Source organism: Acidovorax sp. PRC11 (genome assembly GCF_031844105.1).
Taxonomy (GTDB): Bacteria; Pseudomonadota; Gammaproteobacteria; order Burkholderiales; family Burkholderiaceae_C; genus Paracidovorax.
Genome location: NZ_JAUZUQ010000014.1, coordinates 52846 through 68591 on the forward strand (window position 1 = coordinate 52846; position 15746 = coordinate 68591).

The following is a 15746-nucleotide window of genomic DNA, read 5'->3' on the forward strand; positions in this document are numbered from 1 at the left end:
CCTGCCGTTCGTCTGGGCTCATTCCGCGTCCGTGGCGTGGCGGTGGAGTTGTGCCTGGTGGGCCTCATGCTCCTGCTGGCGCTTGCTGCCCTTGAAGAACGAGCGCACCAGCACGAAGAACACGGGCACGAAGACCACGGCCAGCACGGTGCCGGTGATCATGCCGCCGATCACGCCGGTGCCGATGGCGCGCTGGCTCGCCGAGCTGGCGCCGGTGGCGATGAACAGCGGCACCACGCCCAGCGTGAAGGCCAGCGAGGTCATCACGATCGGGCGGAAGCGCAGGTGGGCGGCTTCCAGCGCCGCTTCCAGCACGCTCTTGCCCTCGGCCTGCAGGTCCTTCGCGAACTCCACGATCAGGATGGCGTTCTTCGCCGAGAGGCCGATGATGGTCACCAGCCCGATCTGGAAGTACACGTCGTTGGACATGCCCCGCAGCAGCGTGGCGAGCAGCACGCCCAGCACGCCGAGCGGCACCACCAGCATCACCGAGAACGGGATCGACCAGCTCTCGTAGAGCGCCGCCAGGCAGAGGAACACCGCCAGCAGCGAGAACGCGTACAGGATGGTGGCCTGCGAGCCCGCGAGCTTTTCCTCGCGCGACTGGCCCGTCCATTCGAAGCCGAAGCCGGGGGCAGCTTGCCGGCGAGCTTCTCCATCTCGGCCATCGCGTCGCCCGTGGTGAAGCCCGGCGCGGCGTCGCCCGCGATCTTCATCGCCGGATAGCCGTTGTAGCGCACGGTCTGCATGGCGCCCGTGATCCAGCGGGTCGAGGCGAAGGCCGACAGCGGCACCGTCTGGCCCTGCGCGTTGAGCACCGGCAGGTCGAGCACCGATTCCGGGCGCATGCGCGCCGCGGCATCGGCCTGCACCACCACCCGCTGCAGGCGGCCCTGGTTCGGGAAGTCGTTGATGTAGGCAGAACCCAGCGCCGTAGAGAGCGCGCTGCTGATGCTGTCGAAGCCCACGCCCAGCGCGTTCGCCTTGTCGCGGTCGATGTCGATCTGCATCTGCGGCGCGTCTTCCATGCCGTCGGGCCGCACGCCCGCCAGCACCTTGCTCTGCGCGGCCATGCCCAGCAGCTGGTTGCGCGCGCCCACCAGGGCGTCGTGGCCCTGGGCGGCGCGGTCCTGCAGCCGGAAGTTGAAGCCCGTGCCGGTACCCAGTTCAGGGATGGGCGGCGGGCTCAGCGCGAAGATGAACGCATCGCGGATGCCCGAGAGCGCGCCGAACGCACGGCCCGAGATCGCGGATGCCGAATGCTCGGCGCCCGAACGCTCGCTCCAGTCCTTCAGGATCACGAAGGCGAGGCCGGCGTTCTGCCCCTGGCCCGAGAACGAGAAGCCCGCCACGGTGACGATGTTCTCGACCTCCGGCTGCTTCAGCATGTAGTCCTCGACCTGGCGCAGCACGTCGCTCGTGCGCGACTGCGCGGCGCCGGCCGGCAGCTGGATGTTGGTGATGATGTAGCCCTGGTCCTCGTTCGGCAGGAACGAGGTCGGCAGGCGCGTGTACACCAGCGCCACGGCGCCCAGCAGCACGGCGTAGATGATCATCATGCGCCCGCCGCGGCGCAGCAGCTTGCCCATCCAGCTCTCGTAGCGGTGCGTGGTGCTCTTGAACGAGCGGTTGAACCAGCCGAAGAAGCCCTTCTTCTCGGCATGGTGCTCCGGGTCGATCGGCTTGAGCAGCGTGGCGCACAGCGCGGGCGTGAGGGACAGCGCCAGGAAGGCGGAGAACGCGATCGAGGTGGCCATCGTCGCCGCGAACTGGCGGTAGATGTTGCCGGTGGAGCCGGCGAAGAACGCCAGCGGCACGAACACCGAGATCAGCACCACGGTCACGCCGATCACGGCGCCGGAGATCTGGCCCATCGCCTTGCGCGTGGCCTGCAGCGGCGGCAGGCCTTCCTCGGCCATGATCCGCTCGACGTTCTCCACCACCACGATGGCGTCGTCCACCACGATGCCGATCACCAGCACCATGCCGAACATCGTCAGCACGTTGATCGAGAAGCCCATCGCCAGCAGCGCGCCGAACGTGCCCAGCAGGGCCACCGGCACCACGATGGTCGGGATGATGGTGTAGCGGAAGTTCTGCAGGAACAGGAACATCACGATGAACACCAGCACCACGGCCTCGATCAGCGTGTGCACGACCTTCTCGATCGAGACCGAGACGAACTTCGAGGTGTCGTACGGCACCACGTAGTTCACGCCCTGCGGGAAGAACTTCTTGAGCTCCTCCAGCTTGGCGCGCACCGCCTTGGCGGTGGCCAGCGCGTTCGCCGACGGCGTGGGCTGCACGCCCAGGCCCACGGCCTGCTTGCCGTTCAGGCGCGCGCTGGTGCTGTAGCTCTGCGAGCCCAGTTCGATGCGGGCCACGTCCTTCAGGCGCACGGTGGAGCCGTCGGTGTTGGCGCGCAGCACCACGTTGCCGAACTGGTCGGCGTTGTTGAGCTGGCCCTTGACGACGATGGTGGCCGAGACGGGCTGGCCCTGTTCGGCGGGCAGGTCGCCCAGGTTGCCGGCGGACACCTGCACGTTCTGCGCGCGGATCGCGGCGTTCACCTGGTCGAGCGACAGGTTGAAGCCCTTGAGCTTGGCCGGGTCCACCCAGATGCGCATCGCGCGTTCCGAGCCGAACTGCGTGAGCGTGCCCACGCCGGCCACGCGCTGCAGCTCGGGCACCACGTTGCGCGCCGCGTAGTCGTTCAGCGCCTCGATGCTCACGTCGGGGTTCTCCGTCGTGAGCATGGCGAACATCAGGAAGTTGGAGCGCGACTGCTCCACGCGCACGCCCTGCTGCGTCACCGCGGCGGGCAGCCGGGGCGTGGCACGCGAAAGCCGGTTCTGCACGTCCACCTGCGCCAGATCGGCGTTGGTGCCGGGCTCGAAGCTCAGCGTGATCGAGCCCGTGCCGTTGGCCTGGCTCGTGGTCTCGACGTAGGCGAGGCCGGTGGCGCCGTTCATCTCCCGCTCGATGACGGCGAGCACGCTGTCCTCCAGCGTCTGGGCGTTGGCGCCGGGGTAGGCGACCGACACCTGGATGGTCGGCGGCGCCACGGCCGGGTACTGCGCAATCGGCAGTTTGGTGATGGAGATTCCCCCCATCACCATGATGAAGATCGTGATGACCCATGCGAAGATGGGCCGTTCGATGAAGAACTTGGCCATGTGCCGCGCTCCGTGTTCTGGGGGTTACTGCTTCGCGGGGGCCGAGCCGCCGGAAGCAGGGGGCTGCGCGGAAGAGGCACCGGCGGCAGGCGCCGAAGCGCCGCCCGCGGGCGCGGCGCCGGCCGGCTGCCACGGCACCGGCTGCACGACGATCGGGTCGCCCGGCTTGCCGCGCGGCAGCTTCTGGAAGCCGTCCACCATCACCTTCTCGCCGGTCTTCAGGCCGTCCAGCACGACCCAGTTGGTGCCCTGGGCGGGGCCGAGCTTCACCGGGCGCGGCGCGAGGTGGTTGTCCGCGCCCACGACCATGACGGTGTCGCCCTTGGCCGAGCGCGTCACGGCCTGCTGCGGCAGCAGCACGCCGTTGTCCACCTGGGCCTGCTCCAGGCGCACGCGCACGTAAAGGCCGGGCAGCAGCTGCCGCTCGGGATTGGGCACTTCGGCGCGCAGCGTCACCTGGCCGCTGGTGGGGTCCACCGACAGGTCGGTGAACAGCAGCTTGCCCGTCTGCGGATGCACGCTGCCGTCCTCCATGACCACGCTCACCGAGGCGGCGCCCTTGGATGCCTGCTTGTACTTGCCGCTCGCGAGGCCGGCCTTGAGCTTCAGTGCGTCGGAGGCGGACTGGGTGAAGTTGACGTAGAGCGGATCGATCTGCTGGATCACCGCGAGCTGCGTCGCCTCGCCCTGGCCGACCAGCGCGCCTTCGGTGACGAGCGCGCGGCCGATGCGGCCGGAAATCGGCGCCGTCACCGCGGCATAGCCGAGGTTGATGCGGGCGGTGGTGACCGTGGAGCGCGCCGCGGCCAGGTTGGCCTCGGCCGTCTTCTGGGACGCCACGGCGTTGTCGTATTCCTGGCGGCTCACCGCGTTCACCGCCACCAGCGGCTTGTAGCGCTCGGCCAGGGCGCGGGTCTGCGCCACGTTGGCTTCCGCCTGGGCGACGCTCGCCTGGGCGCTTTCGAGCGAGGCGCGGTAGGGCGCGTCATCGATCGTGAACAGCCGCTGCCCGGCCTTGACGTCACTGCCTTCGGTGAAGAGGCGCTTTTGCAGGATGCCGGCGGCACGGGCGCGCACCTGCGCCACGCGCGAAGCTTCCAGGCGGCCCGGCAGTTCGGTGACCAGGCCGACGTCGCCCGGGGCCACGGTCACCACGCCGACCTGCGGCGGCGGTGGCGTGCCGCCGCCCTGGGCCTGCTGGGCGGAATCGCCGGACTTGCCGCAGGCCGTGAGGGCCGCGGCCGTCAGCAGGGCCAGGCAGAAGATCCCGGACCGCGAAGCGCGGCGGAACGGGGCAGCGGAGACATCGGAGTCAACACTCAAGCGGTACATGGAAGTCCTTCCGGATCGGCGCGAGGGGGGAAAGGCTGCCGCATGGACTTGAGACACGTCAAACCCATGCGGCGGCCCTTGAATTTCGCGGGGATTATACATACAAACATGAATGTATAATTAGCCTGCGCAGCGTGCATCCCGGCTTACCCAGGCCCGGCGGCGCGTCGCCCGGACAGCAGAACCCAAGGAGACACCCCCATGGCCCGACGTACCAAGGAAGATGCGGTCGCCACCCGCAACAGCCTGCTGGATGCGGCAGAACACGTTTTCTATCAGAAGGGTGTCTCGCACGCATCCCTGAACGACATCGCCCAGGCCGCCGGTGCCACCCGGGGCGCCATCTACTGGCACTTCAAGGACAAGGTGGACCTGTTCAACGCCATGATGGAGCGCGTCACGCTGCCGCTGGAATGCGCGAACGACGGCTGCGCGGGCAACGACCGCATGGCCCCGCTGCAGCGCCTGCGCGCCGTGATCGATTTCGTGCTGCGCAGCCTGGAGAAGGACCCCTCGGTGCGCCGGGTCTTCGAGATCGCGATGTTCCGCGTGGAATACGTGGGCGAGCTCTCCGCCGTGCGCGACCGCCACCTGGAGGCCAGCCTGGAGTTCCGCCAGCAGTTCGCCAACGAGATCACGCTCGCCGCGCAGGACCAGGGGCTCGCGCTGTCCTGCTCGGCCGAGGTCGCCGCCACCGGCCTGCAGGCGCTGTTCGACGGCCTGATGCAGGTGTGGATGCTGGGGGATGCCACCTTCGGCCTCGCGGAGACCGGCCGCGCCGCGGTGGACGCCTACCTGCGCGGGCTGGGGTTCGACGTGGCGGAGGGGGTCGATCCGCTCGTCGCGGGCATCCCGTGGCAGATTTGCCAGTCGCGCCGCAACGCCGTGCCATAATCCGCCCCTGGGCCGCAAGGGCCCGCGTGCGGCTGTAGCTCAGTGGATAGAGTATTGGCCTCCGAAGCCAAGGGTCGTGGGTTCGATCCCCGCCAGCCGCACCAGAATTCTCGGCGCTTCCCGCCTCTCCCTCCGCTGCCGCCAGGCAGGCCCGCGAGGGCCATGGGGCGGCAGTCTTCCCGTTCCCCTTTTTTTTCTCCGGCAAGGGCCATGCCATGCCGTTTCCCGCACGGCCGGCATTCATCCCGTGGTGCGCGTGGTGCGCGGCGCTCCGCAGGCCCGCTCCGTTATCGATCACCTTGGCAGGTCGGGCTCGTGCGTGTCTTCGGGCAAGGGCGGCACGGTGCCGGGCGCCGAGGGTTCCACCGTGGCCTTGCTGACGGCGGCGCCGCCCAACGCCCCAGCCACGCCCCCCACGGCCACGCCGACCACGATGCCGATCGGGCCGCCCACGGCCCCGCCCACCGCGGCGCCGGTCGCGGCACCGGCCATCACGCCGCCGCCCGCCAGCACCGAGCCGGCTTCGCGCTCCGCCTCTGCGGGCGAGAGGGCCACCTGGGCCGCCGGGCTCGGGTCCTGCGACGGCACGCCGTGGCCCGGCTGGTGCTCCACAGGCACGCCGTCCGCGGAAGGACTGACGACGGCGGTGTTCGGGGTGGTGTTGTGTTCGGGGTGCATGGTTTCTCCTTCGGCTCGTTGATTCAGCGGTTCAGTGCAATGCGGGCACCGGCCCGCTGGAACCGTTGTACCGCCCGCCGCCGGAGCCGCCGCGCCGGCCTGGGGATCGAAGCCGTGTCAGCCAAAGCGCAGTGCCTGTCCTACATGCGCGGCCGGTCTTGACTTGCATCAATTCGCAGCAGCAGGCACGGCACGTGCTACGGATTTCCCCGCCGCGGCGGTCGTGCGCCTGTCCGCAATCCGTCATGCCCCTCCGGTAGCGTTCCGGCTGGCAAGGCCATGCGCTTCGCCTGCGTGCCGTTCGGGTCGCCGTCCGACGGCCGGGGGAATGCCGCGGTGCGCCAATGCAGTGAAGACCACTTATTGCCCAGCTTCAGGAGGTTCTCCATGTCCAAGTCCCACCGCCACTGGCCCGATGCCGTCCTGGGGCGCAATACCGGCAAACCCCGCGAGCTGAAGCGGCGCCGGCAGCGGGAGGCCATGCTGCGGCCGGGGGTGCCGGCCCCGTGCTTTCCGGAGCCGGAAGCCCCGCCGTGGAAGCCGCTGGGCTGAGCGCCCTGCCGCCGCGGCTCAGAGCGCCTGGCAGGTTCCGTCCACGAACACCTTCAGCTCGCCGCTGCGGAACGGCGTCCAGACTTCGTCGCTCGTGAGCGGCGCCGTCACCACGACGGCCACCCGGTCGTGCGGCGTGGTCTGGGCGGAGAAATCCACCGTGAGGTCTTCGTCGCACAGGCAGGCCTGCGAGAACGGATGGCGACGCTCGATGTAGCAGAGGTGCGTGGAGGCATGCGCCCAGAGCGCCTGCCCGTTGGAGAGCAGGAAGTTGAAGGTGCCGTGCGGCGCGATGCGCGCGGCCAGTTCGCGCAGCGTCAGCGTGAGTTCGGCCACGCTCGGCATCGCGGCGTGCGACTTGGAGAGCTCCTGCATGATCCAGCAGAACGCGTGCTCGCTGTCGGTGGCGCCCACGGGATGGAAGTGCGCATGCAGGCGCGGGCGGAATTCCTTCAGGTCGCCGTTGTGCGCGAACACCCAGTAGCGGCCCCAGAGTTCACGCACGAACGGATGGCAGTTCTGCAGCGCCACGCTGCCCTGGGTGGCCTTGCGGATGTGGGCGATCACGTTGCGGCTGCGGATCGGGTAGCGGCGGATCAGTTCGGCCACGGGCGAATCCACGGCGCGCTGGTGGTCGACGAAATGGCGCAGGCCCTTGTCCTCGAAGAAGGCGATGCCCCAGCCGTCCGAGTGGTCGCCCGTGATGCCGCCGCGCTGGGCGAAGCCCGTGAAGCTGAAGGTCACGTCGGTGGGCGTGTTGGCGTTCATTCCGAGCAGCTGGCACATGGCGGAGGGGGCGGATGGTGAAAAGACGAGAAGGTGGAAACCGGGCTGGGCGCGAGCGGACGGCGGCGGCGGCCCGTCTGCACCGCCCGGCCTCCCCGGATCGGCGGCGCGCCGCCGCGTTGGCCGAGCCGGGTCGGCAGGCCGGCCGTCAGCCCTTGCGCGGCGGCCGCAGCTGCCACGCGGCCACGAGCGCCAGCAGGCACAGGCCCGTGAGCAGCAGGAAGGTTTCGCCGAACGCGGCGACGCGCCCCGGGCTGCTGACCGCATTTTGCAGCGAATCGCCGTGCGCGGCGATGCGCCACTCCAGCACGATGCCGCACAGGCTCACGCCCGCGGCGCCGCCGAGCATGCGCACGAAGCTGATCGCGCTCGATCCCTGGGCGATGAGCGGCTTGGCGAGCGGCCGCATCGCGCCGAGGTTCAGCGAGGGCAGGATGAAGCCCAGGCCGATGCGCCCGAGCGCGGTGATGGCCACCAGCAGCCACACCGTGGCGTGCAGTCCCACCAGGGCCATGAGACCGAAGGAGATCGCCAGCAAAGCGAGTCCCGTGCCCACCAGCAGGTGCGTGGGCTGCCGGTCGGCCATGCGCCCGACGATCGGAATGGTGGCCGCCAGCACGAGCCCGGCCGGCAGCATGATGGTGCCCACGTGCGAGGCCGACAGCTGCAGCCCCAGTTGCATGAACACCGGCAGCAGGTAGGTGGAGCCGAACAGCGCCGTGCCGTAGATGAAGGCGACGATGCTGCCCATCGCGAACTGCCGCACCTCGAAGAGCCGCAGGTCCATGAGCGGTTTCCCGCCGCGCGCCAGCACCCGGCGCTCCCAGGCGATGAACGCGGCCAGCGCCGCGAGGGCGCCCAGCAGCAGCGCGGCGGCCTCGAGCGCCGGGCCGCTGTGCAGCGCCACCAGGCCGTTCAGCAGGCACAGCGTGCCGGCGGCGCCCAGCAGCAGTCCGGCCCAGTCGAGCGTGGCGCCCGCGCGGTCGGCCGCCACGCCGCCGGGACTGCTCACGGGCACGTACTTGTAGGCGAGCGCGATGGAGGCGATGCAGAACGGCACCACCATGAAGAAGATCGAGCGCCAGCCGAACCAGTCCACCAGCAGCCCGCCGACGCTGGGCCCGATGGCCGGCGCCAGCACCACGCCCATGCCGAAGATGCCGCTCGCGCGGCCCTGCTCGTGCGGCTGGAAGGCGTAGAGGATGATGACGGCCGGGATCGGCTGCACCACGCCCGCCGCCAGTCCTTCGAGCACGCGCGCCAGCAGCACCCATTCGTACTGGCCGGCCACGCCGCCGCCGATGCCGCCGGCCAGCAGCAGCGCCATCGCGCCCACGTAGGTGGCGCGGTAGCCGTAGCGCGCGAGCAGCCAGGGCGTGGCCAGCATGGCCACCGTGGTGGCGACCATGAAGCCCGAGGTGACCCACTGGGCGCGCGACTGGCCCAGCGTGAAGTGGTGGCTCATGTCGGGAATGGCGACGTTCACGATCGTGGACGACATGATCGACGCCATGGTGCCGACCATCACCGAGAGCAGCAGCAGCCACCGGTAGCGCTCGCCGTACCGCTCCCGCAGCAGGGCGGCGGAGCCCGTCATGCCGTGCCCCGGAATGAATCTGGCTGGGGCAGCCTGATGCGCAGCAGGCACGGCCTGGGCCAGCAGACGCCGCGCAAGGGCCGCCCCGCGGCGCTGGCGTCGTCTCCCTTCCCGATGCGCGCAGCAAATCGAGAGAAGGGGGAAGCGGCGCAGCCGCTCAGGGGGATGCCCACTATCTCTCAGACCAGAGCTTGCCGCCCGTGGCCCAGTTCTCGCGCTTCACGTCGGTGATGAGGATGTCCACGGATTCGGGCGAGCCGCCCAGGATCTCGACGGAGACGCGGGTGATCTCCTCCACGAGCTTCTTCTTCTGCTCGACGGTGCGGCCTTCCATCATTTCGATGTGGTACGTGGGCATGGATGGTTCCTTTTGGATGCGAAAAAACAGCCTGCCGATCATATCGGCGGCATGGCGGGTGCGCTGTCCGGCGAGGCTGCGCGCGCGCCGGCCGCACAGCGCGGGCAGAGGCAGGCCAGGCCGCGTGCCGCGTCCGGCACGGCGGCCAGGGCGGCAGGGTCCACCGCGGCGCCCATGCACCAGCAGCCCGCGGCCGGCTGGCCGGCCTCGATGGCGCACTGGTTGCGCTGGCCGCACAGGGGGCAGCGGGCGGGGTCCGGGGACGGGGGGGCGTCGGGCATGCAGGCAGTGTAGGCTGCGCCGCGCCGGGGCTTCCGGCCGTCAGGCCGCCAGGCGCGGCACCGCCGTTCCCGCGTCGGCCACGCGGAACACCGCCACCGCCTGGACCAGTTGCGAGGCCTGGGCCTCCAGGGAGCCGGTGGCGGCCGCGGCTTCTTCCACCAGCGCGGCATTCTGCTGGGTGACCTGGTCCATCTGCGCGATGGCCCGGTTCACCTGCTCCAGCCCGCTGGTCTGTTCCTGGCTGGCGGCGCTGATCTCGGCCACGATGCCGGTCACGCGGCGCACGCCGGCCACCACGTCGCGGATCACCGTGCCGGCCTCTTCCACCAGCCGGTTGCCCGCGTCCACCCGCGTGACGGAGTCATCGATGAGCGCCTTGATCTCCCTGGCGGCGGTGGCCGAGCGCTGCGCGAGCGTGCGCACTTCGGAGGCGACCACGGCGAAGCCGCGGCCCTGCTCGCCGGCCCGGGCGGCTTCCACGGCGGCATTCAGCGCCAGGATGTTGGTCTGGAAGGCGATGGAATCGATCACGCCGATGATGTCCACGATCTTGCGCGACGCGTTGTGGATGCCGCCCATCGTCGCCACCACGTTGCCCACCACCTCGCCGCCGCGCACCGCCATGTCGGACGCGGAGCGCGCCAACTGGTCGGCCTGCGCGGCGTTGTCCGCGTTCTGCCGCACCGTGGCGGTCATCTGCTCCATCGATGCGGCGGTCTGCTGCAGCGCGCTGGCCTGCTCTTCGGTGCGGCTGGACAGGTCCAGGTTGCCGGTGGCGATTTCGGTGGAGGCAAGGGCGATGCCGTCCGCGCCGCGGCGCACCTGGCCGACGGTGTCGCGCAGCTGCGAGGCCATGGCGTCCAGGGCGCGCAGCAGCTGCCCCATCTCGTCGCGCGCGGTGCTGCCGCTGCGCGCCGTCAGGTCGCCGCCCGCCACGGATTCCGCCACCGACACGGCGCGGTGCAGGGGACGCGTCACGCTGCGCGTGATGGAGAGGGCCAGGGCCACGGCCAGCCCGGTGGCCAGCAGGCCCAGCAGGACCAGCGCGTTGCGGCCGCTTTCGTAGTTGCGCTGCACCGAGGCGGAGGCTTCGTTGATCTGCCGGCGCTGGAAGTCCAGCAGGGCCTGCAGCGCATCCAGGTATCCCTTGCCGGACGGGGTGAACTCGGTGTCGAGGATGCGCTGGGCGTCTTCCGATCGGCCCTCGGCCTTGGCCTGGTAGATCGCATCGCGGGCGGTGATGAACTGCGTGCGCAGCGCGCCGGCCCGGTCGAAGAGGGCCTGCTCGCCGGGGCCGGAAATGAGCCGGGCCAACTGCTTCTGCTGCTCCGTCGACTGGCGGGAGGCGGCCGCGTTCTCCTGCATGAACCGGCCGGCCAGGGCGGTGTCGCTGCTGCGCGCGACCAGGGCATGGCGCGACACGTTGCTGTAGATGGTGCGGTACCAGTCGGAGATCAGCCGCTCTTTCGCCAGGGGCAGGTTCATCATCGCCGCGGTGTCCTGCGCCACGGACTGCAGCCGCCAGGTGCCGATGGCCAGCATGCCGATGATGAAAAGCGTCAGCAGGCCGAAAGCGAGTCCCAGGCGTTTACCGATGGACAGGTGGTGGAAATTCATGATGCAGATCAGTTCTTATAAGGGAAAACCCTTGTAGGATAAACGATTGCGGTTACATGTTGATACATTTTAAGTATCGACTTTCCGAAGGGCGAAAAAAAGCACCCGCGAGGGGTGCTTTCGGCGGCCGGAGGCCGCAGGGATGGCAGGCGGTTTCTACGTCAGTGCGCGGCGCCGGACTTCACCTTCAGCCGCCAGGCATGCAGCAGGGGCTCCGTGTAGCCGCTGGGCTGTTCCACGCCCTTGAAGACGAGATCGCACGCGGCCCGGTAGGCGGCCGACTCGCCGAAGCGGCCGGCCATCTTCCGGTAGGCCGGATCGCCGGCGTTCTGCTGGTCGACCACGGCGGCCATGCGCTCGAAGGTCTCGCGCACCTGCGCCTCGGTCACCACGCCGTGCAGCAGCCAGTTGGCGATGTGCTGGCTGCTGATGCGCAGCGTGGCACGGTCTTCCATCAGGCCCACGTCGTGGATGTCGGGCACCTTGGAGCAGCCCACGCCCTGGTCGATCCAGCGCACCACGTAGCCCAGGATGCCCTGCGCGTTGTTGTCCAGCTCCTGCTGCTTCTCGGCGTCGGACCACTTCGGCGCGGCCTCCACCGGGATGGTCAGCAGGCCGGCGAGCAGGGTGTCGCGCTGCCCGTCGGCGTCCTGCTGCTCCAGTTCCTTCTGCACGTCCTGCACGCTGATCTGGTGGTAGTGCAGCGCATGCAGCGTCGCGGCCGTGGGGCTGGGCACCCAGGCGGTGTTGGCGCCGGCCCGGGGATGGGCGATCTTCTGCTCCAGCATCGCCTTCATCAGGTCCGGCATGGCCCACATGCCCTTGCCGATCTGCGCGCGGCCGCGCAGGCCGCAGGACAGGCCCACCAGCACGTTGTTCTTCTCGTAGGCCTGGATCCAGGCGCTGGTCTTCATGTCGCCTTTGCGGACCATCGGGCCGGCCTGCATGGCGGTGTGCATCTCGTCGCCCGTGCGGTCCAGGAAGCCGGTGTTGATGAATGCCACGCGCGCGCGGGCGGCGGCGATGCAGGCCTTCAGGTTCACGCTGGTGCGGCGCTCCTCGTCCATGATGCCGAGCTTCACGGTGTTCTCGGGCAGGCCCAGCAGGGCTTCCACGCGGCCGAACAGTTCGCTCGCGAAGGCCACTTCCGCCGGGCCGTGCATCTTGGGCTTGACGATGTAGACGCTGCCCTTGCGGGAGTTGCGCAGGCCCGCGGCGCCTCGGGCGCCGCTTCCTGTGGCTTGGCCCTTGCCCTGCAGGTCGTGCAGCGCGATGGCGGTGGTGACCACGGCGTCCAGGATGCCCTCGGGGATCTCGCGCTGCGTGCCGGCGGCGTCGGTCCAGAGCACGGCAGGGTTGGTCATCAGGTGGCCCACGTTGCGCAGGAACATGAGCGAGCGGCCGTGCAGGCGCACCTCGCCCTGGCCGCCGGGCACCGTGTAGACGCGGTCGGGGTTCAGGCCGCGGGTGAGCGTCTGGCCGCCCTTCTGGAAGGTCTCCGTGAGCGTGCCCTGCAGGATGCCGAGCCAGTTGGCGTAGCCCGCCACCTTGTCCTCGGCGTCCACGGCGGCGACGGAATCCTCCAGGTCGAGGATGGTGGAGAGCGCCGCTTCCAGCACCAGGTCGCTCACGCCGGCCGGGTCGGTCTGGCCGATGGGCGTGCCGCGGTCGATGCGGATGTCCAGGTGCAGGCCGTTGTGGCGCAGCAGCACGGAGGAGGGCGCGGCCGCGTCGCCCTGGTAGCCCACGAACTGGGCCGGGTCCTTCAGGCCGGTGGAGGAGCCGTCCTCCAGCAGCACGGAGAGCTGGCCGCCCTCGATGCGGTAGGCCTTCGCATCCTTGTGGGAGCCGGCCGCGAGCGGGGTGCTGGTGTCCAGCACGTTGCGCGCGAAAGCGATCACCTTGGCGCCGCGCACGGGGTTGTAGCCTTTGCCCTTCTCGGCGCCGCCGTCTTCGGAGATCGCATCGGTGCCGTAGAGCGCGTCGTACAGCGAGCCCCAGCGCGCGTTCGCTGCATTGAGCGCGTAGCGGGCATTCAGGATGGGCACCACGAGCTGCGGGCCGGCCTGCAGCGCCAGTTCGTCGTCCACGTTGGCGGTGGTGGCGCGGGCCTCCGCGGGCTGCGGCACGAGGTAGCCGATCTCCTGCAGGAAGGCACGGTAGCCGGGCATGTCGGCGACGGGGCCCGGATGGGCGCGGTGCCAGGCGTCCAGCTCCGCCTGCAGCCGGTCGCGCTCGGCCAGCAGGGCGATGTTGCGGGGGGCGAGGTCGCGCACGATGGCATCGAAGCCCGACCAGAACGCGGCGGCGTCGACGCCCGTGCCGGGCAGCACGCGGTCTTCGATGAATCGGTGCAGGGAGGAGGCCACTTGCAGGCCGTGGACGGTGGTGCGGTCGGTCATGGTGGTGGTTTGCGTGGAACAGGGAACAATGAACGGCCGGTGCCCATGGCAGAGCGGCATGGGGCCACTGTATTTGAATTGTTTATCCGCATAAACCGTGCACGAAGCTCAGAACCAGTGACTTTTTTGCACGAATGCGCCGGGTGGGCGGGGCGCTCGCGAGAGTGCAACAGCGGTGTCCATCGGTTTGCTCCGAATTCCATAGCGCAAGGCGGCCGATGGATGGGCGCTGGCGGTGGGCGGGAGGTGGCCGTTCGGGCGGTGCTCGGCCCGGGCTGGCCGTGGCCGCGTTACATCCTGACCATAATGGCCGCCCATGGACAAACTCAAGGCGTTCGAGTCGTTCGTGTCGGTGGCGACGCGCGGCAGTCTCACGGCTGCGGCGCGCGCCGAGGGCGTGGCGCCCGCGATCATGGGGCGGCGGCTCGATGCCCTGGAAGAGCACCTGGGCGTGAAGCTCATGGTGCGCACCACGCGCCGCATCAGCCTGACGCACGAAGGCAGCGCCTTCCTGGAAGACTGCCAGCGCCTGCTGGCCGACGTGGCCGAGGCCGAGGCCAGCGTGTCGGTCGGCGGCGCCCGGGCGACCGGGCACCTGCGCATCACCGCGCCCGCCGGCTTCGGGCGCCGGCACGTGGCGCCGCTGGTGCCGCCCTTCCGGGATCTGCACCCCGAGGTCCGCATCTCGCTGAACCTGAGCGACCGCGTGGTGGATCTGGCCGGCGAGGGCTTCGACTGCGCGGTGCGCGTGGGCGACCTGCCGGATTCGTCGCTGGTGAGCGTGCGCATCGCCGACAACCGCCGGCTCTGCGTGGCCACGCCCGCCTACCTGGAACGCCACGGCACGCCGCGCCACCCCTCGGAACTCGCGCGCCATGCGTGCCTGATGCTGTCGAGCGATGCCTCCCAGACGCGCGGCTGGGCCTTCCGCATGCCATCGCCCGACGCGGGCGGCGCGCCGGGCGAAGTCGTGCACGTGAAGCCGGGCGGGCCGCTCGACTGTTCCGACGGACAGGTGCTGCACGACTGGTGCCTGGGCGGCTGGGGCATCGCCTGGCGCAGCACCTGGGAGGTGGAGGCGGAAATCGCCGCCGGCCGGCTGGTGGCCGTGCTGGAAGCGTTCGCCGCGCCGCCCAACGGCATCTACGTGGTCTTTCCGCACGCGCGCCATCTGCCGCTGCGCGTGCGCCTCTGGATCGACTACCTCAAGCACCACTACGCGCAGCCGGACTTCTGGCGCCGCGCGTCGCACGCGTTTCCGCTGCCGGCCTCCTCTCCATCGTCCCCTTCGCCTGTCCCGCAGGCCACTTCGCCATGACGCATCCCTTCCCCGCTGCGCCCGCCGATCCTTCCGTGCCGCCGCTGCGCTCGCCGCGCGGCCCCGCTGCCGGGGCCACGGCCGCCGCCGCGCTGGCGCTGGCCGTCGTGCTGTCCGGCTGCGCCGGAGCGCCCGGCGCCCGCGCTCCCTCGCAGGACGCCTCTGCCTCCGCGTCCACCCCCGCGGGGACGCGGGACGGCGCATCCGTGCCGCCGCGCGTGCGCAAAGGCCCGCCGCCGCCCGGCATCGTCAGTGTGACCACCGCCGATCCGGCCGGTTTCAGCGATGTCCGCAACGGTCCGCGCGAACCCGACCGGGCCCGCCGCGCCTGGGTGGACGCGCTCTGCATGCACCTCTCCGAACGCGCCGCCGCGGCGCTGCCCGAGGGCCAGACGCTCGAGGTGCGCCTGGTGGACGTGCAGCGCGCCGGGGGCTTCGAGCCGGCGCGTGGCCCGCAGGCCGGGCAGGTGCGCGTGGTGCGCAACATCTACCCGCCCCGCATCGTGCTCGAGTTCAAGCGCCTGGCCGCGAATGGCACGGTGCTGCAGTCGGGCCGCCGCGAATTGAGCGACCCGGCGTTCATGGAGCGCGGAGCGCGAGGGGGGGCCGATCCGCTACGCTACGAGAAGGGCCTGGTCGACGACTGGGTGCGCAGGGAATTCGGCGGGAACTGATCCCGCGACACCGCTGCGCGCCAGCGTGTAGGCGCTCGCCCACAGGCATGCAGGCGGCGTGCCGACGGCCACCCCAGGGT

At 70.3% G+C, this 15746-nt stretch carries 12 protein-coding genes, 1 tRNA gene and 1 pseudogene; 5 read left to right on the forward strand and 9 right to left on the reverse strand.

What is annotated here, in order from left to right; translation table 11 throughout:
- Positions 1-18 precede the first annotated feature (18 nt).
- Together Q9R47_RS16320 and Q9R47_RS16325 are read right to left on the reverse strand one after the other, a co-directional pair.
- A pseudogene (locus Q9R47_RS16320) lies at positions 19-3176 on the reverse strand (efflux RND transporter permease subunit).
- A gap of 24 nt (positions 3177-3200) precedes the next feature.
- Positions 3201-4508, reverse strand: coding sequence for an efflux RND transporter periplasmic adaptor subunit (locus Q9R47_RS16325; protein ID WP_311234239.1), 1308 nt, complete (start codon positions 4506-4508; stop codon positions 3201-3203).
- Between the two features lie 201 nt (positions 4509-4709).
- Between Q9R47_RS16325 and Q9R47_RS16330 the strand changes: the two genes are divergently transcribed.
- Together Q9R47_RS16330 and Q9R47_RS16335 are read left to right on the forward strand one after the other, a co-directional pair.
- Positions 4710-5402, forward strand: coding sequence for a TetR family transcriptional regulator (locus Q9R47_RS16330; protein ID WP_311234240.1), 693 nt, complete (start codon positions 4710-4712; stop codon positions 5400-5402).
- Positions 5403-5430: 28 nt separating this feature from the next.
- Positions 5431-5506, forward strand: a tRNA-Arg gene (locus Q9R47_RS16335).
- Between the two features lie 190 nt (positions 5507-5696).
- Here the strand turns inward: Q9R47_RS16335 and Q9R47_RS16340 are convergent.
- Positions 5697-6080, reverse strand: a complete 384-nt coding sequence (locus Q9R47_RS16340) for a bacteriocin (RefSeq protein ID WP_311234241.1) — start codon at positions 6078-6080, stop codon at positions 5697-5699.
- A gap of 387 nt (positions 6081-6467) precedes the next feature.
- Here Q9R47_RS16340 and Q9R47_RS16345 point away from each other — a divergent pair, with 387 nt between their 5' ends.
- Entirely contained in the window at positions 6468-6632 is a 165-nt protein-coding gene (locus Q9R47_RS16345) for a hypothetical protein (protein WP_200847291.1), read from the forward strand.
- 18 nt (positions 6633-6650) lie between these two features.
- Here the strand turns inward: Q9R47_RS16345 and Q9R47_RS16350 are convergent, their stop codons facing one another.
- From Q9R47_RS16350 to Q9R47_RS16375, 6 genes are all read right to left on the reverse strand, one after another.
- Positions 6651-7418 carry a class II glutamine amidotransferase gene (locus Q9R47_RS16350; protein WP_311234242.1) on the reverse strand — a complete coding sequence of 256 codons (768 nt, stop codon included), beginning with the start codon at positions 7416-7418 and terminating at the stop codon, positions 6651-6653.
- Positions 7419-7566: 148 nt separating this feature from the next.
- A complete protein-coding gene (locus Q9R47_RS16355) occupies positions 7567-9015 on the reverse strand; it encodes a DHA2 family efflux MFS transporter permease subunit (protein WP_311234243.1) in 1449 nt (482 codons plus the stop codon).
- 172 nt (positions 9016-9187) lie between these two features.
- Positions 9188-9415 carry a 4-oxalocrotonate tautomerase gene (locus tag Q9R47_RS16360; protein WP_159502766.1) on the reverse strand — a complete coding sequence of 76 codons (228 nt, stop codon included), beginning with the start codon at positions 9413-9415 and terminating at the stop codon, positions 9188-9190.
- The gene (locus Q9R47_RS16365) at positions 9412-9654 is read right to left on the reverse strand and encodes a cysteine-rich CWC family protein (protein ID WP_311234244.1); all 243 of its coding nucleotides are present in this window, start codon (positions 9652-9654) and stop codon (positions 9412-9414) included. The genes Q9R47_RS16360 and Q9R47_RS16365 overlap by 4 nt, the downstream gene beginning before the upstream one ends.
- Before the next feature lie 40 nt (positions 9655-9694).
- Positions 9695-11272, reverse strand: coding sequence for a methyl-accepting chemotaxis protein (locus Q9R47_RS16370; protein ID WP_311234245.1), 1578 nt, complete (start codon positions 11270-11272; stop codon positions 9695-9697).
- 161 nt (positions 11273-11433) lie between these two features.
- Positions 11434-13674, reverse strand: a complete 2241-nt coding sequence (locus Q9R47_RS16375) for a malate synthase G (RefSeq protein ID WP_311234246.1) — start codon at positions 13672-13674, stop codon at positions 11434-11436.
- 316 nt (positions 13675-13990) lie between these two features.
- Between Q9R47_RS16375 and Q9R47_RS16380 the strand changes: the two genes are divergently transcribed.
- Positions 13991-14992, forward strand: a complete 1002-nt coding sequence (locus tag Q9R47_RS16380) for a LysR family transcriptional regulator (RefSeq protein WP_311234247.1) — start codon at positions 13991-13993, stop codon at positions 14990-14992.
- Positions 14989-15666 carry a DUF3016 domain-containing protein gene (locus tag Q9R47_RS16385; RefSeq protein ID WP_311234248.1) on the forward strand — a complete coding sequence of 226 codons (678 nt, stop codon included), beginning with the start codon at positions 14989-14991 and terminating at the stop codon, positions 15664-15666. The genes Q9R47_RS16380 and Q9R47_RS16385 overlap by 4 nt, the downstream gene beginning before the upstream one ends.
- Positions 15667-15746: the final 80 nt, after the last annotated feature.

What these genes read in the sequence shown, in the direction of transcription:
- Q9R47_RS16325 (WP_311234239.1), bottom strand. Translation starts at nt 4,508, where the DNA reads ATGTACCGCTTGAGTGTTGACTCCGATGTCTCCGCTGCCCCGTTCCGC.
- Q9R47_RS16330 (WP_311234240.1), top strand. Translation starts at nt 4,710, where the DNA reads ATGGCCCGACGTACCAAGGAAGATGCGGTCGCCACCCGCAACAGCCTG.
- Q9R47_RS16340 (WP_311234241.1), bottom strand. Translation starts at nt 6,080, where the DNA reads ATGCACCCCGAACACAACACCACCCCGAACACCGCCGTCGTCAGTCCT.
- Q9R47_RS16345 (WP_200847291.1), top strand. Translation starts at nt 6,468, where the DNA reads ATGTCCAAGTCCCACCGCCACTGGCCCGATGCCGTCCTGGGGCGCAAT.
- Q9R47_RS16350 (WP_311234242.1), bottom strand. Translation starts at nt 7,418, where the DNA reads ATGTGCCAGCTGCTCGGAATGAACGCCAACACGCCCACCGACGTGACC.
- Q9R47_RS16355 (WP_311234243.1), bottom strand. Translation starts at nt 9,015, where the DNA reads ATGACGGGCTCCGCCGCCCTGCTGCGGGAGCGGTACGGCGAGCGCTAC.
- Q9R47_RS16360 (WP_159502766.1), bottom strand. Translation starts at nt 9,415, where the DNA reads ATGATCGGCAGGCTGTTTTTTCGCATCCAAAAGGAACCATCCATGCCC.
- Q9R47_RS16365 (WP_311234244.1), bottom strand. Translation starts at nt 9,654, where the DNA reads ATGCCCGACGCCCCCCCGTCCCCGGACCCCGCCCGCTGCCCCCTGTGC.
- Q9R47_RS16370 (WP_311234245.1), bottom strand. Translation starts at nt 11,272, where the DNA reads ATGAATTTCCACCACCTGTCCATCGGTAAACGCCTGGGACTCGCTTTC.
- Q9R47_RS16375 (WP_311234246.1), bottom strand. Translation starts at nt 13,674, where the DNA reads ATGACCGACCGCACCACCGTCCACGGCCTGCAAGTGGCCTCCTCCCTG.
- Q9R47_RS16380 (WP_311234247.1), top strand. Translation starts at nt 13,991, where the DNA reads ATGGACAAACTCAAGGCGTTCGAGTCGTTCGTGTCGGTGGCGACGCGC.
- Q9R47_RS16385 (WP_311234248.1), top strand. Translation starts at nt 14,989, where the DNA reads ATGACGCATCCCTTCCCCGCTGCGCCCGCCGATCCTTCCGTGCCGCCG.